The following is a 20,248-nucleotide window of genomic DNA, read 5'->3' as shown; positions in this document are numbered from 1 at the left end:
TGCCCGCGAGGCAGTTCCGAGGAGAGACAATGAATCGCATCTGGCAACAACTGCCCTGGGCAGCGGTGGCCATCGTCGGCGCGTGCGCGCTCGGCACGGTGGCCCTATCGCGCGGTGAAACCATCAGCGCACTCTGGATCGTGATCGCAGCCATCTGCGTGTATCTGATCGCGTATCGCTTCTACAGCAAGTTCATCGCCACCCGTGTGGCGCAACTCGACGGCACGCGCATGACGCCGGCCTGGCGTCACAACGACGGGCTCGACTACGTGCCCACGAACCGCTACGTGCTGTTCGGTCACCACTTTGCCGCCATCGCCGGCGCCGGCCCGCTGGTCGGACCCGTGCTGGCCGCGCAGATGGGGTATCTGCCGGGCATGTTGTGGATTCTCGCGGGCGTGGTATTCGCCGGCGCCGTGCAGGATTTCATGGTGCTGTTCATCTCCACGCGTCGCGACGGCCGGTCGCTGGGCGACCTGGTGAAGTCCGAACTCGGCATGATCCCCGGCGTGATCGCGCTGTTCGGCGCCTTCCTGATCATGATCATCATTCTCGCCGTGCTGGCGCTGATCGTGGTCAAGGCACTCACGGGGTCGCCGTGGGGGACCTTCACTGTCGGGCTGACGATCCCGATCGCGTTGTTCATGGGGATCTACACGCGCTACATCCGCCCTGGCCGCATCGGCGAAGTGTCGATCATCGGCTTCGTGATGCTCATGGCCGCGATCTACTTCGGCCAGAGCGTGCATGACAGCGCAGCGCTCGCGCCGCTGTTCACGTTCGACGGCAAGCAGCTGACCTGGATGCTGATCGGCTACGGCTTCGTGGCCTCGGTGCTTCCGGTGTGGTTGCTGCTCGCGCCGCGCGACTACCTTTCGACGTTCCTCAAGATCGGCACGATCCTGGCGCTGGCGATCGGCATTCTGGTTGTCGCGCCCGAGCTGAAGATGCCCGCGCTCACGCAGTTCGTCGACGGCAGCGGACCGGTCTGGTCGGGCAAGTTGTTCCCGTTCCTCTTCATCACGATCGCTTGCGGCGCCGTGTCCGGCTTCCATGCGCTGATCTCGTCGGGCACCACGCCCAAGCTGCTCGATAACGAACTCAACGCGCGCTTCATCGGCTACGGCGGCATGCTCATGGAGTCGTTCGTGGCCATCATGGCACTGGTCGCCGCCTCGGTGATCGACCCGGGCGTGTACTTCGCGATGAACAGCCCGGCCGCCGTGATCGGCACGACGCCGGAGGCCGTGGCCCATGTCGTCTCGGGCTGGGGCTTCACCATCACGCCCGACGTGCTCACCGCCACCGCGCATGCCGTGGGCGAGAACACGATCATCTCGCGCGCCGGCGGCGCCCCGACGCTCGCCGTCGGCATGGCGCACATCCTGCACCAGGTGGCGGGCGGCGAAGCGATGATGGCCTTCTGGTACCACTTCGCGATCCTGTTCGAGGCGCTGTTCATCCTGACCGCCGTCGATGCCGGCACGCGCGCAGGCCGCTTCATGCTGCAGGATCTGCTCGGCACGTTCGTGCCGTCGCTCAAGCGCACGGACTCGCTGCCCGCGAACCTGATCGCCACCGCGCTGTGCGTGGCCGCGTGGGGCTACTTCCTCTATCAGGGCGTGGTCGATCCGCTGGGCGGCATCAACACGCTGTGGCCGCTGTTCGGTATCTCGAACCAGATGCTCGCCGCCATCGCGCTGATTCTGGCGACCTGCGTGCTGTTCAAGCTCAAGCGCGAGCGCTTCGCCTGGGTCACGATCCTGCCGACGCTGTGGCTGCTCGCCTGCACGCTGACCGCCGGCTGGCAGAAGATGTTCGACCCGGATCCGAAGGTCGGCTTCCTCGCCCACGCCGCGAAGTACCAGGCCGCGCTGGCCGACGGCAAACTGCTGGCGCCCGCGAAGTCGGCCGCACAGATGCAGCAGATCGTGTTCAACGACTATGTCGATGCCACGCTGTCCGGGGTGTTTATGTTCGTGGTGGTCGCCGTGGCGCTGTTCGGGCTTCGCACCATCCTCGTGGCACGCCAGGCCAACAAGCCGACGGCCAAGGAAACGCCGTTCGAGCCGATGCCCGCCGGGCGTCAGATCTGACGAACCGAAGGAGCCAGTCTCATGCTCGACGAAGTCGGTAAGGTCGGACGCTATCTCGGACAGGCCATGCGATTGATGGTCGGCCTGCCCGATTACGACACGTATGTGGCGCACATGCGCGCCACGCACCCGGATCAGCCGGTCATGAGCTACGAGGCGTTCTTCCGCGAACGGCAGGAAGCGCGCTACGGCGGCAAGAGCGGCGGGCGATGCTGCTGAGCTGACGGCGGCGCTCTGTCCCGCGTGGTGCGTGTCGCGACGAAGGACGCAAGCCGCCTCGGCCGCGGTCACTGCATTGGAATAAAAAAGCGCCCGGTGGAAGATCCACCGGGCGCTTTCGTCATTGGGCTCCCGTCCGCGAATTCACCTACATCACTTTTGCGCAGCGGGCGTTGGCCGCGCTGCGTCGGTAGCGGTCGAATACCTGGGCGACGACGCGAACCAACAGGCGCCCGGCCGGCAGCACGCGCAACCCGTGCTCGTCGATGGCCACGAGCCCGTCCGCTGCCAGATCGGCCAGCTCGCCGAGCTCGCTGGCGAAGTAGGCGGCGAACTCGATGGCGTGTGCCTGCTCGATGGCTCCGAAATCCAGCGACATGTGACACATCACGCGCGAAATCACGTCGCGACGGATACGGTCGTCATCGTCGAGCCGCACGCCGCGCGCGATCGCGAGGCCGCCGGCATCGATGGCGTCATAGTAGTCCCGTAGCGTCTTGGCGTTTTGCGCGTAGCTGTCGCCGACGCGTCCGATGGCCGACATGCCCACGCCGACGAGGTCGCAGTCGGCGCGCGTGCTGTAGCCCTGGAAGTTGCGATGGAGTGTCCCGGCGGCCTGTGCCCGCGCCAGTTCGTCGTCGGGGCGCGCGAAGTGATCCATGCCGATATGGACGTACCCGGCCGCGGTGAGCCGCGCAACGATCGTCTGCAACAGCGCCAGTTTTTGTGGGCCGTCCGGCAGTGCGTCGGGCAGGCACCGCTGCATCTTGAACTGCTGCGGCAGATGCGCATAGCTGAATACCGACAGCCGCTCCGGGGCCATCTCGATGACGGCATCGAGCGTGCTGGAGAACGATTCCGGTGTCTGATAGGGCAATCCGTAGATCAGATCAAAGTTGACGGACCGAAACCCGCTGCTCCGCGCGGCGTCGATCGCGGCCTCGACGAGTGCGCGCGGCTGCACGCGATGAATCGCCTCCTGCACTCGCGGATCGAAATCCTGCACGCCGATGGACAGACGGTTGAAGCCCAGAGCGCGCAAGGCGCGAATCGACGCCGGCCCGGCGCTGCGCGGGTCGATCTCGATGGCGTACTCGGCGTCGTCGCCGTGGGTCATCACGAACCGGCGCGCGATGGCGTCGACGAGCGACGCGATCTGTTCCAGCGAGAGAAACGTCGGCGTGCCGCCGCCCCAGTGCATCTGCGCAAGTGCGCGGCCGGCGCCCAGCAACGACGCCTGCCGCCCAATCTCGGTGTGCAGGCGCTCGACGTAGGCGTCGGCGTGGGCGCGATTGTTCGTCACGATCTTTGTGCATGCGCAGTAAAAGCAGACCGTGTCGCAGAACGGCACGTGCAGGTACAGCGAGAGTGGCTTGCCGGTACGTTTGGATTGCGCGGCGGCGCGGGCATAGTCTTCGGCGCCGAACGCGTCGTGGAATTGCAGCGCGCTCGGGTATGAGGTGTAGCGCGGGCCGTTCACGTCATATCGGCCAAGCAGGCGGGCGTCGAAGAAGATGGGCGCCGGCGGGGCGTCCGCATGGGGCGGGCCGGGGTTGCGGCGTGTTTTACACGACGAATCGCCGTGGTCGTCATCTGAGGTGTGCGAGGCGTGCGAGGCGCACCCGGGGCACCGCGAGCCGTGGGAAGTGCGCGAGGCATTGGCGCAGGACGTCGTAATCGGGGGCAGGGCGGACATGACGGGCACGGGACGATGAGAGATTCCTCAATGTAGCCTTGCGACACCCGCCCCGCCCTGACCTGCGTCAAACACCGGGGCGGCGGCGCTCGCGCCGCGCCCGGCCGCGTGCATGTGGCGGGACGGCCCCATGAAGACCGTCACCCGGCGTGGAATTTCGCACCGGCACGCGCTCGATGTCCGACGGCCACGTCGCAAAATCATTGCCGCGACAGGCAATTTTTGGCTGCCTACGGTAAGCTAACGCCTTATTGAAGTCCCCGCCGTGTCGACACCCCTGGCGGCACGCGCGTTGCGCTCCCCGGAACGGTCCGGGGCGGCGGTCCGGCCAGTGCCTGCGGGTTTGCGCAGCATCGGAGCCACTCCGGTCCGCGCTCGCCTGCCTTTGCCTCGCTTCGCCGGATCGACGCGGCACATCACGATTGGAAACAACATGGACCGTCTGCAATCGATGCGCGTTTTCGTCAAAGTGGCCGACAACGGGAGTTTTGCCCGCACGGCTGCCCAGATGGATCTGTCGGCCGCCGTGGTCACGCGTCACGTCGCGGAGCTCGAATCCCATCTCGGCGTTCGTCTGCTCAATCGCACCACGCGCAGTCTGTCGCTCACCGGCGCCGGCCAGGTGTACCTCGAACGCTGTCGGCAGATCATCGACGAAGTCGACGAAGCGGATGCGCTCATCTCCAGTGCCTCGCGCGACCCGAAAGGTACGCTGAAGGTCGTGGCGCCAGTGTCCTTCGGGTTGCGCAACCTCGCGCCGCTGGTCAAGAAGTATCAGGAGATGCACCCGAAGGTCGTGGTCGATCTCACGCTCACGGACCGGGCCATCGATCTGGTGGAGGAGGGGTACGACTGCGGCATTCTGCTCACGCGCATGATCAACAGCGAAAGCCTGATTTCGCGGGTGCTCGCCGAAACCCGCGTGATGCTGTGCGCCTCGCCGGCGTACATCGCCGAGCACGGCGAGCCGGTCACGCCGCAGGAACTGGGCGAGCATGGCGTGCTCGGCCTGCCAAATGACTTCTGGAGCGACGATCGCGTGTTCTCCGGCCCGGACGGCGAGGTGCGCGTGCGCGTGCAGAACAAATTCATCTGCAACAACACGGCGCTGCTGCGCCAGTCGGTGCTGCTGGGCCATGGCATTGCGTTCCTGCCGTCCTATCTGGTCGGGAACGACGTGCGCGACGGCGATCTCGTCGCGCTGCTGCGCAACTTCTCGCAGACGCCGGTCGATGTGTCGCTCGTCTATCCGAGCCGCAAGTATCTGTCGGCCAAGACGCGGGGGTTCATCGATCTGACGGTTGAGTATTTCCGCCAGAACGAAGGGATTTCGGCCGCCGAGCGCTGGGTGCCGCCCAAAATGCCGTCGCCCAACCCGCCGATCAGTGAAATGCCCGTTTGACCTTTGACGCGGGCTGCATAAGCGCCATGAAAAAACGGCCACATCCCCGAGGGGCGTGGCCGTTTCTCATGGTGGCGGCGTCTCGCGACGCGCAGCCATGGGCGCTGACGACGCCCTCAGAACGGCGCGTCGTCCTCGTCGAACGACGCATCGTCCGACGGGCTCGCCGTCTTGGTTGCCGGCTTGGCTTTTGCGGTCGTCTTCCTGGCGGCCGCCTTCTTGGCCGGTGTCTTCGTCGCCGCGGTCCTGGCCGCCGTCTTGCGCGCCGGGGTGGCCTTGTCGTCGCCTTCGGCCTCGCCCGACTTCGCGGCCGTCTTCTTCGGGGCCTTCGCCTCGAATTCGAAGCCGATCGTGCCGTCCTTCTGCTTGGCCAGATAAGCCTTGAATGTGCGGCCGGTGCGCGAGGACTTGAAGTTCGTCAGCAGATCCGTCTTGCCCTCGGTCAGCAGCTTGTGAATCTGCTCGCGGGTGATTTCCTGCTGCAGGATGACCTTGCCCGACGTGAAGTCGCAGGTCTTCGGATTCGCTACGGCGTTTTCACAGACATAGCGCATACCGTGCTCGAAGACGCGACCGCCGCACTTCGGACACTTGCCGACCGGCTCCTGTCCGGTGAAATCGGGCGCTTCGCCGTCTTCGTCGCCGCTGTCCTGGCCGAAGTCGAACTCGAGCTTGTAGCCCATTTCGTCGTCGGGCGAGAGCTTGAGAATCGCCGAGAACGGGCGCCCCATCTTGCTGCGGAAACCCGACAGCGGACCGATCGTCTTCTTTTGCAGCAGTTCTTCGACCTCGGGGATTTCGAACTGGCGTCCGCCGGGGATCTTCGAGATCGAGAACGCGCAGTTCGTGCAGGCGAAACGCCGGTAGTTCTCCTTGACCACGCCGCCGCAATGCGGGCAAGGGGTGGTCAGCGTGGCGTAGTCGCCCGGAATCGTGTCCGAGTCGTATTCCTTCGCGCGCTTGACGATGGTCTGCGTCATTTGCGCGATTTCATGCATGAATTCGTCGCGCTTGAGCCCGCCGTGCTCGATCTGCGAGAGCTTGGCTTCCCACTCGCCCGTGAGTTCGGGCAGGGTCAGTTCGTCCACGCCGAGGCCGCGCAGCAGCGTCATCAGCTGGAACGCCTTGGCCGTCGGGTGCAACTCGCGGCCTTCGCGCACCAGATACTTTTCCGTGAGCAGGCCTTCGATGATGGCCGCGCGCGTGGCCGGCGTGCCGAGACCCTTGCCGGCCATGGCTTCGCGCAGTTCGCCATCCTCGACGAGCTTGCCCGCGCCTTCCATCGCCGAGAGCAGCGTGGCTTCGCTGTAGCGCGCCGGCGGCTTGGTCTGCAGCCCCACGGCCTCGACCTTGTCCACGCCCACCTTCTCGTCCTTTGCCACCGGCACGAGGTTCGGCTGGTCTTCCTTGCCGGCCTTGGCATCCTTGCCGTCGTCGGCGCCTTCCTTGCCGTAGATGGCCAGCCAGCCGGCCTGCACGAGCACCTTGCCTTCGGTCTTGAAGTGATGCCCCACCACTTCCGTAATGCGGGTCGTCACCTGATACTCGGCCGCCGGGAAGAACACCGCCAGGAAGCGCTTGACCACCAGGTCGTAGAGCTTCTGCTCCGGCTCGGAGAGATTCTTGGGCGCCTGAAGCGTCGGGATGATGGCGAAGTGGTCGCTGATCTTGCTGTTGTCGAAGATCCGCTTGTTCGGCTTGACCCAGTCCTTGTTCAGGATCTGGTTGGCGAACTGGTGGTAATTGTTGCTTTCCTTGAGCACGGCCATCGTCTCCTTGACGGTGGCCAGGTAGTCTTCCGGCAGGGCGCGCGCGTCGGTACGCGGGTACGTGAGCACCTTGTGCTTTTCGTACAGCGCCTGCGCCAGGCCGAGCGTGTTCTTCGCCGAGAAGCCGAAACGGCTGTTGGCTTCGCGTTGCAGGCTCGTCAGATCGAACAGCAGCGGCGAGAGCTGGGTCGACGGTTTCGATTCCTCGGTAACCGTGCCATGCTTGCCGCGCACGGCGGCGACGACCGATTCGGCGGCCGCCAGGCTCCACAGGCGCGAATCGCGCTGCTCGGGGTCGAATTCGTTGCGCTTGAAATTCGGATCGAACCAGCGGCCTTCGTAGAAGCCCGCCGAGGCCACGAACTCGGCCTTCACTTCCCAATAGTCGCGCGAGACGAACTTGCGAATCTTCTCTTCGCGCTCGACCACGATGGACAGCGTGGGCGTTTGCACGCGACCGACAGTCGTCAGGAAAAAGCCGCCGCCCTTGCTGTTGAAGGCGGTCATGGCGCGCGTGCCGTTGATGCCCACGAGCCAGTCGGCTTCGGCGCGGCTGCGCGCGGCATCGGCCAGCGGCAGCATGTCGCCGTCGCTGCGCAGGCGCTTGAAACCGTCGCGGATCGACTGCGGCGTCATCGATTGCAGCCACAGACGCTTGACCGGCTGCTTCGCTTTCGCGTGCTGCGCGATCAGGCGGAAAATCAGCTCCCCTTCGCGTCCCGCGTCACAGGCGTTGATCAGAACGTCGATGTCCTTGCGCTTGATGAGACGCGTGAGCACTTTCAGGCGCGATTCGCTCTTGGCGATCGGCTTGAGGTCGAAATGCGGGGGAATCACGGGAAGGTTGGCGAAGCTCCACTTGCCGCGTTTGACTTCATAGTCTTCCGGCGCGCCGATTTCGACGAGGTGGCCAACCGCCGACGAGACGACATAATCGTCGTTCTCGAAGTACTCGTCATGCTTGGTAAAGCCGCCCAGCGCCCGTGCGATGTCGTTCGCGACGGACGGTTTCTCGGCAATGATCAGAGCTTTTGACATGACGTTCGGTAATGTTGAGGGGGTGCCGCCAGGCGACATTCGTTGGCTTTATAACATATAGCCATTCCGGCGTTGCCGTCGGATAGAGCACGAGGCGTGCCTGGAAGCGGCACATCATAAGCGCGTCGCAGGCCGGCGGCAAGCGTGGACCGACGCGTCGCCGCACGCGCGCAAAGCCGCACCGCGGCGCGCCCCGGCGGTCGTGCCGGCGAGCGCCGTCAGCCCAGCAGATGCTCGCGCAGGGCGGGCGCCGCGACCGTGGCGTCGCCCAGCACCCGGGCGTCGAGCATGCGCTCGAGGATACCGATGGCCGGTAGCACCGGACCGAAAAAGCGCGCCTGTCCGGCGGACTGGCTGGCATCCTGCACCAGCAGGGTGGGAAAGTTCTCGATGTCGTGATCGTCGAGCCAGTCGGCGTGGGTCTCGATGTCCACCCAGACGAAGCACAGTTCGGGATACCTGGCCGCCAGCGCTTCGAGCGTCTGCGCGTACTCGCGGCAGGTGCCACACCACGCTGCGCACAGGCAGGCCACGAGACGCGTCTTGCCATCGGCGAGTACGGCGGCCAGCGCGGAGCGGTCGGTGACGGGATCGAAAACAGGCATGGATCTGGGCGGTGGAAGTCCGGGAAAGGGTCGGGGTGTGTAGGTGGGCGGGTCATCGCGCGCCGCCTCGCGGCCTGTGCCGGACAAACCGGCCGCCCGGCAAGCGGGCGACGCTTGCGTCCAGTTCGAGTGCGCCCAGGTGGGCGAGCACCTCGGCAATGCCCAGGCCGGTGCGTCCGCAAAGGGTGTCCGCGCTGACCGGATCATACCCCAGCGCCTCGAGGATTGCTGCGCGGCCCGGCGGCAGCGGCCTCACTGGCGATGTCGCCGATGGCGACGTCACGCATGCCGTCGACGCCACGCTCGCCTGATCGGCCACGTCCGGCGCAGGTCGCAGCGGATTGCCGGCGCCAAGGGCTTCGAGCACGTCTTCCGGCCCGGTGGCAAGCGTGGCGCCATCGCGAATCAGGGCATGGCAGCCCCGGCTCTGGGGCGCGTGGATGGATCCGGGAACGGCGAGTACGTCGCGCCCGAGTTCGCCCGCCAGGCGCGCCGTGATGAGCGAACCCGATTGCGTGGCGGCCTCCACGACCAGGGTGCATCGCGCGAGCGCGGCGATCAGCCGATTGCGGCGCGGGAAGTGGTCGGGGCGCGGCGGCGTGCCGATGGGAAAGGCGCTCAGCAGCAGCCCGCTTGCGGCAATGCGCTCGGCCAGCGCGCCATGTCGGGCCGGGTAGACGATGTCCGCACCGGTACCGACGACGGCACAGGTGCCGCCTGGCGTGTCCAGCGCGCCGTCGTGGGCGGCGGCGTCGATGCCGGCGGCCAGTCCCGACACGACGTTGACCCCTGCATCGCCCAGCACGCGCGCGAAGTGCCGCGCATCGTCGCATCCCTGCGGCGTGGCGCGCCGGCTGCCGACAAGCGCGGCCGTCATCGCCCCCGCCCGATTCGGCAGTCCGGCGTCGCCCCGGCAGTACAGGATCGGCGGGGCGTCCCCGAGCGCGAGCAGTGCGCGCGGGTAGGCCGGTTCGGACAAGGTGACGACGCCGCATCCGGGTTGGCGAGCCCACGCCAGGGTACGCGCGATCTGCTCGCCGAGATCGGGCGACGTTCGTGCGAGTAACCGAGCGACGAGCGCCGGCGGCACGATCCGCGCCAGGTCGTCGCGCGACGCCTGAAGGATCGCGGCCGGCAAACCGAACACCGTCAACAGACGCCGCACGGCCGCCGGCGGTATGCCCGGCGTGTGGCACAACCGAAGCCAGTCCTTGATTTCCTCGGGGCTGGCGCCGGTCGGATGCCGATGATCCGCACGGCACGGCGCGCTGTCGTCGGTCCGGCCGTGCGCCTCGACGGGGGCGCCGGGGGCGGCCTTCGAATGGACGTCGGAGGGAGGCGCCACGTCGCCGTGCGCCAGCGCCGACAGGGGCGCTATGCTAAAATTTTTCATCATCCGGTAAGCATTGACCGGGGGGCCGGGGCAGGCTGGGAGTCGGCGCAAACGTCGCGACGCCGCAGTCATCGCAAGATTGTGCGATTGCAGCGGCCTGCGGGGCAATGCGGCGAATTCCCGTTTTCATCATGGCATTACTGACAATTCTTCAATATCCCGATCCGCGTCTGCACAAGGTGGCCAAGCCGGTCGCCGAGGTCGACGACCGGATTCGCCAGCTCGTCAAGGACATGGCCGAGACCATGTACGACGCACCCGGCATCGGCCTGGCCGCCACGCAGATCGACGTGCACGAGCAGGTGATCGTGATGGATCTCTCGGAAACGCGCGACGAACTGCGTGTGTTCATCAATCCCGAGATCGTCTGGCGCAGTGACGAGCAGAAGGTCTACGAAGAGGGCTGTCTGTCGGTGCCGGGCATCTACGACGAAGTCGAGCGCGCCGATCGCGTGCGCGTGCGCGCCCTGAACGAAAAGGGCGAGAAGTTCGAGCTCGACGCCGACGGCCTGCTCGCCGTGTGCATTCAGCACGAAATGGATCACCTCAAGGGCCGCGTGTTCGTCGAGTACCTCTCGCCGCTCAAGCGCAACCGCATCAAGCAGAAGATGAAGAAGCAGGCCGAACGCGCCTGAACGAGCGTCGTCCCGCCTCATACGTGGGCGGGCCCTGCAAAGTCCTCTATACTTGCAGCGCTCGCGGGCCCATGGGGCCTGTCTTCCGCTGCTGCGACGGGGCGTCTCGAACGTCTGCCGTCGGGCCATTTCCCGACTGTTTGCCGAGATGTCCATCGCCATCACCTCGTCGTCTTCCCGCACCCGCACGCTTTACTGGCTGAGCGCCGCACTGCTGTTCGCGTTCCTGTTGGCGGGGCTGTTCGATCGCGACCCCTGGAAAGCCGACGAACCGTATTCGGTCGGCATGGTGCTCAACTTCTTCCGCGGTCACGACCTGGTCGTGCCGCGCGTGGGCGCCGACCCATTTGTGGAAAAGCCCCCCGTCATGTATTGGACGGGCGCGTTCTTCGCGCGGCTGGCAGCGGGGGTGCTGCCCGTCTTCGACGGCGCGCAACTGGCTGTGTTCGCATGGCTGGTGGTCGCCGTGCTCTGTGTCGGGCGTCTGGCCCAGCGTCTCTACGGGCCGGAGTCGACACATGACACCGACACCTTCAACTGGCTCGCGCCCATGCTGATGGTGGGCAGTTTCGGCGCGATCGAAAACATCCATAAGCTCACCGCCGACGTGCCGCAGCTGGCGGGCGCGGCGCTCGCGCTGGCGGCGCTCGCCCGGCTGGCGAAGGCGGAGAATTCGGCGCGCCTGTGGGGGTTGCTCTTCGGCACCGGTGCCGGCATCGCCTTCCTGAGCAAGGGGCTGCTGGTGCCGGGGGTGCTGGCGCTGACCGCGCTCGCGGTGCTCGCCATCCCGGCCTATCGCACGCGTCGCTACGCCGGCGCGCTCGGCTGGGCGGTACTGGCCTCGCTGCCGTGGGTCGTCATCTGGCCGGTGCTGTTCTGGCGCGCGTCCGAGCCGCTCTTCATCGAGTGGTTCTGGGACAACAACTTCGGACGCTTCTTCGGCTTCGTGCACCTGGGCGGGGAGCGGACCTCTTACCTGAGCGACGTGACCAGCCTGCTGGGTCTGACGTTCCCTGCCGGCTGGCTGGCACTTGGCGCGCTGGTCGCGCAGTGGCGCGAGACCGGTGTGCGCCGCTTCGTCGCGCAGCGTCCGGAGCAGGCGATGCTCTGGCTGTACGTGGCGCTCTTCGTGCTCACGCTCGTGGTGTCGTCGGCGATTCGCGATATCTATATGTTGCCGCTCTTCCCGGCGATCGCCGTATTGGGCGCCGGGGCACGCCTGCCGCGATGGCTGGAGAAAACGTGGTCGGGCGTGGCGCTCGTGCTCATGAGTGCGCTGGGCGTGTTCCTGTGGGTGCGATGGGGATTGCAATTGACCGGGCACGGGCACGTCGCCGCAGGGCCGATCGGCAAGTGGCTGCCGCTCGACTATGTATTGCCGTTTTCGCCGGGGCTGGTGCTTGCCGCCGTGGCGATCGCGGCCCTGTGGATCGTCGCGATCATGCGCCGTCGCGAGCTCGGGGCGCTCGTCTTCGGCTTCGCCGGGCTGATGTTCGTCTGGGGAACGCTCTCGACACTGCTGTTGCCCTGGATCAACGAGGCGCGCAGCTATCGCACGCCGTTCGCGTCGCTGCAACGCTCGCTCGCACAGGTCGTGCCGTCCGGCGCGGCCGCCACGTGCATCGGATCGTTCAATGTCGGCGAGTCGGAGCGCGCCATGCTCGATTACTTCATCGACGTGCGCCCGACCCAGTTGCCGGACCTGGCACATGCGTCGCGCTGCGGCGTGCTGTTGCTGCTCGACAAGGCCAACGCCCGCATTTCCGCTCCGCCGGGCTGGCGCGAGATCTGGCAAGGGGGCCGCGCCGGCGACACCAACGAGCGCTTCCGTGCCTTCGTGGCGCCGTCGATGCCCGCCGTCAAGTAATTCACCGTATCGCGCAGGAGAACGTCCGTCATGACGCTTCGCATCGTATTCGCCGGCACACCGGAATTCGCCCAGACCGCGCTCGCCGCCATCGATGCCGCAGGCTTTCCCGTTGAGTTGGTGCTCACTCAGCCCGATCGTCCTGCCGGGCGCGGCATGAAACTGCAGGCCAGCCCCGTCAAGCGCTACGCGCAGGCCCATGGCATGCCGGTCTCACAGCCCCCGTCGCTGCGCCGCAACGGCAAGTACCCCGAGGAAGCGGCCGCCGCGATCGAGCAACTGCGCGCGCTTGCACCGGATGTGATGGTGGTGGCCGCCTACGGCCTGATCCTGCCGCAGGAAGTGCTCGACCTGCCGCGCTATGGTTGCCTGAACATCCACGGCTCGTTGCTGCCGCGCTGGCGCGGCGCCGCGCCCATCCACCGCGCCATCGAGGCGGGCGATGCCCAGACGGGCATCACCATCATGCAGATGGACGCGGGTCTGGATACGGGCGCGATGCTCTTGCGCGAGGCCGAACCGATCGGCCCCGATGACACCACGGCCACGCTGCACGACCGCATGGCGGCGCTGGGCGGCCGGATGATCGTCGACGCACTGCAGCGGCTCGCACGCGACGGCAAGCTGCCCGGCGAGGCCCAGCCCGAAGCCGGCGTGACCTACGCGGAAAAGATTGCCAAGCACGAAGCGGTGCTCGACTGGCGCAAGCCGGCCGAGGTGCTGGCGCGGCAGGTGCGGGCGTTCGATCCGTTCCCGGGCGCGCTCGGCACGGTACACGACACCGCCGTCAAGCTGTGGCGCGCGAGCGCCGTGGCCGCTCCGGCCGGGGCGGCGCCGGGCACCGTGCTCGAAGTGAGTGCTGACGCCATTGTCATCGCGTGCGGCAACGGCGCGCTGCGCGTGACCGAATGCCAGAAACCGGGCGGTAAGCGCCTGCCGGTTCGCGAATTTCTCGCGGGGTTCGCACTCACTTCCGGCGACGTCTTCGCCGCTGCCCCACCTCAGGCGACGTGAGGGGCGCGTTTTTCACCGTTCCGAACGTCATAACTGCATGAAAACGTCGGAAAACGTCGTCGATCCAGCCGGGAAACTCCGGCAAACGTCCGAAAAAAGTCTAAGCTGGGGCCGCCGACGTTGAATTTTCGCCGGCCGGCCCCATCTAACGCCCGAGGACACGCAAAGTGCGTGAGTTCCTCGGGTCACCAAGATTTGCAGAGGAGAACACCATGTTCAACTGGATGAAGACCACCCTGCTGATGGCGGCCATCACCGCATTGTTCATGGTGGTGGGCGGCATGATCGGCGGCCGGCAGGGCATGATGCTCGCGCTGGCGTTCGCGCTCGCGATGAATTTCTTTTCGTACTGGTTCTCGGACAAGATGGTGCTGCGCATGTACAACGCGCAGCAGGTCGACGAGACGAGCGCGCCGCAGTTCTACGGCATGGTGCGCGAGCTGTCGCAACGCGCCGGGCTGCCGATGCCGAAGGTTTACCTGATCAACGAAGACGCCCCGAATGCGTTCGCCACCGGGCGCAGTCCCGAGCATGCCGCGGTGGCGGCCACCACGGGCATTCTGCGGGTGCTGTCCGATCGCGAACTGCGCGGCGTGATGGCGCACGAGCTGGCGCACGTGAAGCATCGCGACATTCTCATCTCGACGATTTCCGCGACGATGGCCGGCGCCATCTCTGCGCTCGCCAACTTCGCCATGTTCTTCGGCGGGCGCGACGAGAACGGCCGTCCGGCCAATCCGATCGCGAGCATTGCCGTGGCGATTCTCGCGCCGCTGGCGGCCTCGCTGATCCAGATGGCGATTTCGCGGGCGCGCGAATTCGAAGCCGACAGGGGCGGCGCCGAGATTTCCGGCGATCCGCAGGCGCTTGCCATGGCGCTCGACAAGATTCACCGCTACGCGCAAGGCATTCCGTTCGAGGCGGCCGAGCAGCATCCGGCCACGGCGCAGATGATGATCATGAATCCGCTCTCGGGCGGCACGATCGCCAACCTGTTCTCGACCCACCCGGCCACCGAGGAGCGCATCGCCCGCCTGATGGAAATGGCGCGCACGGGCCAGTATCCTGCCTGACCGGCGCGGCCGGACGCGCCGAAGTGAGGACTGACCACGCGGCGACCGAAGCCGTGTGTCGACGCGAATGCGCGACGCGCGCGGCACGGCTGATGCGGGCGGGCTGCGCCAGTCTGCTATCCTGTCGCCCGACAGCCCTCCGATAGTTCCCATGCCCGCCGTCGTGCGGGCATGTTTGTTTGTAGAAGCCCCATGCCGCAACCGAGCCTGCCCACCGAATCCCTGGCCTACGCGCTGCAACGCGCCGCGCAGGCCCTCGAATCCGTCCAGAAGGGCACCGCGTTGCCGCAGGCGCTGGCGCAGGCCACGGCGCAGTGCGCGCCGCCCGTGCGCGCCGCCGCACAGGATCTCGCCTACCGGGCGGTTCGGCGTCTGGGCAGCAGCCGCGCCTTGCTCGCCATGCTGGTCAAGCCGGCCCTGCAGGCGCGCGTGCGCGACATCCTGCTGTGCGCGCTGGCCCTGCTGCAAGACGCGTCCGAAAATGCTGCGTACACCGAATTTACGGTCGTGGACCAGGCCGTCGAGGCCATTGCCGCGCAGCGCCGCACGGTTGCCGCGAAGGGACTCGCCAATGCCGTGCTGCGTCGCTTTCTTCGCGAGCGCGACGCCCTGATGGCCGAGATCGCCGCGCAACCCGAGGCGCGCTGGAATTACCCCGCCTGGTGGATCGACATGGTGCGCGACGCCTATCCCGAGCAGTGGGAGACATTGCTCGCCGCGGGCGACCAGCGCGGGCCGATGACGCTGCGCGTGAACACCCGTCGTATCAGCGTGGCCGCCATGCAGGCTTGTCTGACGATGGCGGGCATGCAGGCCGAGGTGATCGGGCCGGTCGCCTTGCGTCTGGCGCAGGCCGTGCCGGTGGAGCGTCTGCCGGGCTTTGCCGACGGTTGGGTGTCGGTGCAGGACGCCGGGGCGCAACTGGCCGCGCGACTCGTGCTTGGCGAGTCGCCGCGCGCGGGCATGCGCGTGCTAGACGCCTGCGCCGCGCCTGGCGGCAAGACGGGGCATCTGCTGGAGACGGCCGACGTGCAGGTCACCGCGCTGGAGTCGGATCGCACGCGCGTGCCGCGCATTTACGAAAATCTCGAGCGGCTGGGACTGACGGCTGACGTGCGCATCGGCGATGCTGGCGCACCGACGAAATGGTCTGGCGGCGGTTGGGACGGCGTGCCGTTCGACCGCATTCTGGCGGATGTACCCTGCTCGGCGTCCGGCATCGTGCGCCGTCATCCGGACATTCGCTGGCTGCGCCGCGAGGCGGACATCGCCGCGCTGGTCGAGGAGCAGCGCCGCATCCTGCTCGCGCTGTGGGACACGCTGGCCGTGGGTGGCGAGCTGGTCTATGCCACATGCTCGGTCTTTCCGGCGGAAAACGAACAGCAGGCGCAATGGTTTGAACGTGTTTGCACAGATGCGGTACGATTGGACGCTCCCGGGCAACTGCTGATGACGCCAGGCGGCGCCCACGACGGCTTCTACTACGCTCGCTTCCAGAAACGGTGACCTTCTCCCAACGGCTACTGGCCTGCGTGCTGCCGCTGCTGCTGAGCGTTTTCGCGCTCGGCTTCGCAGCGCCGGCGCGCGCCGAAAACGAAATCCAGGTGCGCGAAGCCCGGCTCGAACCGTCCGACGGTGGCTGGTCGCTCGATGCGCGCTTCGCCTTCGAACTCAACAGCAGCCTCGAAGACGCCGTCAATCGCGGCATCTCCCTTTACTTCACGACCGACTTCGAACTCACGCGCTCGCGCTGGTACTGGTTCGACGAAAAGGTCGTGTCGTCCTCGCAGAGCGTGCGACTGTGGTTCCAGCCGCTCACGCGTCAATATCGCGTCTCCAGCAACAGCGGCAACAGCAGCAACGGACTGCAACTGGGCTTCGGCTCGTTGCGCGAAGCGCTGGCGCTGGTTCGCAATGTCAGTGGCTGGCGCGTGATCGACAAGGGCCTGGTGAAGCCTGGCACGCAATATCAGGCATCGGTGCGCATGCGTCTCGACAACGCGCTCATGCCCAAGCCGTTCCAGATCGATGCGGTCAACAACCGCGACTGGAATCTCAGCTCCGACTGGGCGCGCTTCCTGTTCACGCCCACGCCCCCGCCGGCGGCTAGCCTGCCGGCAACGGTGACGGTCGCCTCATCGGTCTCCGCCGCGCCAGCGACGCCGGACGCTCCGTCCGTGCCCAGCGCGGGAAGTGCGGGGCGTGTCGGCCCGGCGACCGCGGCGGCGACGCCATCGGTGACGCTGCCCGAGCGCAACCCGGCCCGTTTGAGGGGCACATTGCCGCTCGCCTTCAATGCGGCGTTGCCGCCCGGAGCCGCCCGTGTCAAATAACGGCGGCAGCCTGCTCAAGCACATCGTCATCCGAACGTCGATCGTCACGATGGCGCTGGTCGCCATCGGGTTGTTCGGCCTGCTTGCGCTTGCCTCGGCCAATACCGAATTCTTCGACCGCTACTATTCGCTGCTCTACACCGCGAACATCGCCGTCGCGATCATTTTCGTCTTCATCGTCGGCGCACTCGTCTGGATCATCGTGGTGCGCTTGCGTCAGCGACGCTTCGGCACGCGCCTGCTCGCCAAGCTGGCGATTTTCTTCGCGCTGGTGGGTGTGCTGCCCGGCGGCATCATCTATCTGGTGTCGCTGCAATTCGTCTCGCGCAGCATCGAGTCGTGGTTCGACGTGCGCGTGGAGACCGCCCTCGATTCCGGCCTTGAGCTCGGGCGCGCGATCCTGAATAACGGCCTGTCGGACCTGAGCGCGAAAGCACAGCTCGTGGCCGACAATCTGGCGTCGAGCGCCGACAAGGGCGGCACGCTCACGTTGCTGCGCATGCGCGACCAGTTCGGCTTGCAGGACGCGACGATCGTCGACGGCAACGGCCGCGTGCTGGCCTCCGCGTCGGGCAACTTCAATGCGCTCGTGCCCGATCTTCCCACGCCGCTCATGTTGCGCCAGGCGCGCGCACAATCGCGCGGTTACACCGCGATCGAGGGAGGCAGCGAGGGCTACGACAAACACCAGGGGAACGATCAACTGCGTTGGCGCGTGGTGATGCGCATTCCGTCGGGCTACACGTCTTCGTTGCAGGACGAGGAGCGTTTTCTGCAAGTCACGCAATTGGTGCCGGCCAATCTCGCGCAGAACGCCGAGGCGGTCCAGAACGCCTATCGCGAATACCAGGAAAAAGCGCTGGGGCGCACGGGCCTGCGCAAGATGTACATCGGCACGCTAACGTTGTCGCTCTTTCTGGCCACCTTCGTGGCGATGATGCTCGCGCTGGCGCTCGGCAACCAGCTCGCGCGTCCGCTTTTCCTGCTCGCGCGCGGCACGCAGGAAGTGGCGGCGGGCGACCTCTCGCCCAAGGGCGAAGTGCGAACGAACGACGAGCTGGGTTTCCTCACGCAGGCGTTCAACGCGATGACCCGCCAGCTGTCGGATGCCCGCGCCACGGTCGAGCGCAACCGTCTGGCGCTGGAGAGCTCGAAGGCTCACCTCGAGAGTATTCTGTCGAGCCTGACCGCCGGTGTGTTCGTGTTCGACCGCGATTTTCGCCTGACGACGGCCAACGCCGGCGCCGAGCGCATCTTCAAGCAGAGTTTCCAGGGCGAGCTGAACCGCTCGCCGGCGCATATTCCCGCGCTCGTGGAGTTCGGCGAGACGTTGCGGCGGGCCTTTGCCGATCGCGATGCGAATGCCGATCTCGGGCCGGGCGGACACTGGCAGCAGCAGATCGGCCTGACGCTGCCGGGCGAGACCGATCCGGTAACGCTGCTCGTGCGCGGCTCGCACCTGCCCGAACCGATGGTCGCCGTGGCCGGCGTTCCGACGCGCGCGGGCGGCGGATACGTGGTGGTGTTCGACGACATCAGCGACGTGATCTCGGCGCAGCGCTCGGTGGCGTGGGCCGAAGTGGCGCGGCGTCTTGCGCACGAGATCAAGAACCCGCTCACGCCGATTCAACTCTCGGCCGAGCGCTTGCAGATGAAGCTGTCCGACAAGCTGCCGCCGGCCGATGCCGAAGTGCTGCGCAAGGGGGCCACGACCATCGTGAATCAGGTCGCGGCAATGAAGCGCATGGTGGACGATTTCCGCGATTACGCGCGTCTGCCACCGGCGATCATGCATCCGCTTCAGCTCAACGAGTTGATCGGCGAGGTCCTGACCCTGTACGGTGTCGACGAAGGTCGCGGCACGATTCGTCCGTACCTCGACGCCGACCTGCCGGAAATTCGCGGCGACTCGACGCAATTGCGGCAGGTTATCCATAATCTGCTGCAGAATGCTCAAGATGCCGTGGGGGGAACCGAAAACCCACTTATCACGGTGGAAACGAAGACAGTAGAATACGCAGGAACGGATGTGCATCCGGGTGAACCGAAGCGCACGGCAGTGCGTCTGACCATCACGGATAACGGACCGGGATTTCCGGCACGCATCCTGACCCGCGCATTCGAGCCGTACGTGACGACCAAGGCGAAGGGCACCGGGCTTGGACTGGCGATGGTCAAGAAAATCATCGACGAGCATCAGGCCCGAATCGACATTCGCAACCGGTCATTACCCGAGGGCGAAGGCAGTGCAGGCGCACAGATTTCGATCTTGTTTACTCAATTGGCTGACGACCAGGACCTGTCGGGCACCAAGCCGACGGAACACACGAAGGTAGCGTAAATGGCAACCATTTTGGTGGTGGACGACGAAATGGGGATCCGGGAGCTGCTCTCGGAGATTCTGAGCGACGAAGGGCATGTCGTGGAAGTGGCGGAGAACGCGCAGGAAGCGCGCGCTTATCGTGCCGCCAACACGCCTGACCTCGTGCTGCTCGATATCTGGATGCCCGATACCGACGGCGTGACCCTTCTCAAGGAATGGGCGGCGCAGCAATTGCTGACAATGCCCGTGATCATGATGTCGGGGCATGCCACGATCGATACCGCCGTCGAGGCGACCAAGATCGGCGCACTCAATTTCCTCGAAAAGCCCATCGCGCTGCAAAAGCTGTTGCAGGCCGTCGAGCAGGGGCTGGCGCGCGGCAAGCGCGACGCGTCGGGCAGCGCGCCCAGCGCGTTCGACGCCGACGACGAAGTGCTCGACACCGGGGTTTTCGGCGAGAGCGAGACGCGTCACCCCGGCGCCGGCCTCAATGGCGCGGCAACGCACCATGCCCCGCTGGGCGGGCACGACGCCGAGACCGGTGCCGGGGCCGCCGGGGCGGCCATGTCGGCGGACATTTCGTTCGACGTGCCGCTGCGCGAAGCCCGCGATGCATTCGAGCGTGCCTACTTCGCCTACCATCTGGCCAAGGAGCACGGCAGCATGACGCGCGTGGCCGAGAAGACCGGTCTGGAGCGCACCCACCTGTATCGCAAGCTCAAGCAACTGGGTGTGGAGCTTTCCAAGAGCAAGACCTGACACCGCCGACACATGGAATTTTCGAG

The 20,248-nt window shown here is 66.3% G+C and carries 14 protein-coding genes and 1 pseudogene; 11 read left to right on the top strand and 4 right to left on the bottom strand.

All coding sequences use genetic code 11. From position 1 onward, the window contains the following. Positions 1–29 precede the first annotated feature (29 nt). Both LV28_RS47670 and LV28_RS47665 read left to right on the top strand, forming a co-directional pair. Positions 30–2,096 (top strand): carbon starvation CstA family protein, encoded by a 2,067-nt coding sequence (locus tag LV28_RS47670; RefSeq protein ID WP_038619416.1) that lies wholly within the window; start codon positions 30–32, stop codon positions 2,094–2,096. Positions 2,097–2,117: 21 nt separating this feature from the next. Next, entirely contained in the window at positions 2,118–2,315 is a 198-nt protein-coding gene (locus tag LV28_RS47665) for a YbdD/YjiX family protein (RefSeq protein ID WP_023598160.1), read from the top strand. A 148-nt stretch (positions 2,316–2,463) separates the two neighbouring features. On the opposite strand, the gene hemN is transcribed toward LV28_RS47665, so the two are convergent. After that, positions 2,464–3,831 carry an oxygen-independent coproporphyrinogen III oxidase gene (gene hemN / locus LV28_RS47660; protein ID WP_029754459.1) on the bottom strand — a complete coding sequence of 456 codons (1,368 nt, stop codon included), beginning with the start codon at positions 3,829–3,831 and terminating at the stop codon, positions 2,464–2,466. Between the two features lie 613 nt (positions 3,832–4,444). Between hemN and LV28_RS47655 the strand changes: the two genes are divergently transcribed. Continuing rightward, positions 4,445–5,413 carry a LysR family transcriptional regulator gene (locus LV28_RS47655; protein ID WP_023598158.1) on the top strand — a complete coding sequence of 323 codons (969 nt, stop codon included), beginning with the start codon at positions 4,445–4,447 and terminating at the stop codon, positions 5,411–5,413. Positions 5,414–5,529: 116 nt separating this feature from the next. Here LV28_RS47655 and LV28_RS47650 read toward each other — a convergent pair whose 3' ends face one another. The 3 genes from LV28_RS47650 to dprA all read right to left on the bottom strand — a co-directional run bounded on the left by LV28_RS47650 (position 5,530) and on the right by dprA (position 10,221). Then, positions 5,530–8,220: a DNA topoisomerase III gene (locus tag LV28_RS47650; protein WP_038619419.1), complete on the bottom strand. Its 2,691-nt coding sequence runs from the start codon at positions 8,218–8,220 to the stop codon at positions 5,530–5,532. Positions 8,221–8,438: 218 nt separating this feature from the next. Further along, the gene (locus LV28_RS47645; protein WP_023598156.1) at positions 8,439–8,825 is read right to left on the bottom strand and encodes a thioredoxin family protein; all 387 of its coding nucleotides are present in this window, start codon (positions 8,823–8,825) and stop codon (positions 8,439–8,441) included. A gap of 52 nt (positions 8,826–8,877) precedes the next feature. Further along, the gene (gene dprA / locus LV28_RS47640; RefSeq protein WP_023598155.1) at positions 8,878–10,221 is read right to left on the bottom strand and encodes a DNA-processing protein DprA; all 1,344 of its coding nucleotides are present in this window, start codon (positions 10,219–10,221) and stop codon (positions 8,878–8,880) included. 128 nt (positions 10,222–10,349) lie between these two features. On the opposite strand from dprA, the gene def reads away from it, so the two are divergent. The 8 genes and pseudogenes from def to LV28_RS47600 all read left to right on the top strand — a co-directional run bounded on the left by def (position 10,350) and on the right by LV28_RS47600 (position 20,222). Beyond that, complete coding sequence (gene def / locus LV28_RS47635) at positions 10,350–10,853, top strand: peptide deformylase (RefSeq protein ID WP_023872755.1); 504 nt, start codon at positions 10,350–10,352, stop codon at positions 10,851–10,853. Positions 10,854–11,001: 148 nt separating this feature from the next. Continuing rightward, on the top strand, positions 11,002–12,720 hold the full coding sequence (locus tag LV28_RS47630) for an ArnT family glycosyltransferase (RefSeq protein ID WP_023598153.1): 1,719 nt from the start codon (positions 11,002–11,004) through the stop codon (positions 12,718–12,720). A gap of 30 nt (positions 12,721–12,750) precedes the next feature. Beyond that, positions 12,751–13,734, top strand: coding sequence for a methionyl-tRNA formyltransferase (gene fmt, locus LV28_RS47625; protein WP_025250016.1), 984 nt, complete (start codon positions 12,751–12,753; stop codon positions 13,732–13,734). Between the two features lie 212 nt (positions 13,735–13,946). Then, the gene (htpX, locus tag LV28_RS47620; protein WP_023598151.1) at positions 13,947–14,807 is read left to right on the top strand and encodes a zinc metalloprotease HtpX; all 861 of its coding nucleotides are present in this window, start codon (positions 13,947–13,949) and stop codon (positions 14,805–14,807) included. Between the two features lie 192 nt (positions 14,808–14,999). Then, the gene (gene rsmB, locus LV28_RS47615; protein ID WP_023598150.1) at positions 15,000–16,313 is read left to right on the top strand and encodes a 16S rRNA (cytosine(967)-C(5))-methyltransferase RsmB; all 1,314 of its coding nucleotides are present in this window, start codon (positions 15,000–15,002) and stop codon (positions 16,311–16,313) included. Then, positions 16,310–16,894: pseudogene (locus LV28_RS49450) on the top strand (DUF4390 domain-containing protein); the annotation flags it as partial. The gene rsmB and the pseudogene LV28_RS49450, both read left to right, overlap by 4 nt. 295 nt (positions 16,895–17,189) lie before the next feature. Continuing rightward, positions 17,190–19,481: a sensor histidine kinase gene (locus LV28_RS47605; protein ID WP_272945160.1), complete on the top strand. Its 2,292-nt coding sequence runs from the start codon at positions 17,190–17,192 to the stop codon at positions 19,479–19,481. Beyond that, positions 19,482–20,222, top strand: a complete 741-nt coding sequence (locus LV28_RS47600) for a response regulator (protein ID WP_023598147.1) — start codon at positions 19,482–19,484, stop codon at positions 20,220–20,222. Positions 20,223–20,248 lie beyond the last annotated feature (26 nt).

The organism is Pandoraea pnomenusa, from assembly GCF_000767615.3.
GTDB classification, from domain to species: Bacteria; Pseudomonadota; Gammaproteobacteria; order Burkholderiales; family Burkholderiaceae; genus Pandoraea; species Pandoraea pnomenusa.
Note: the sequence above shows the minus strand (reverse complement) of the source record. Positions and strands in the feature narration are given on the sequence as shown.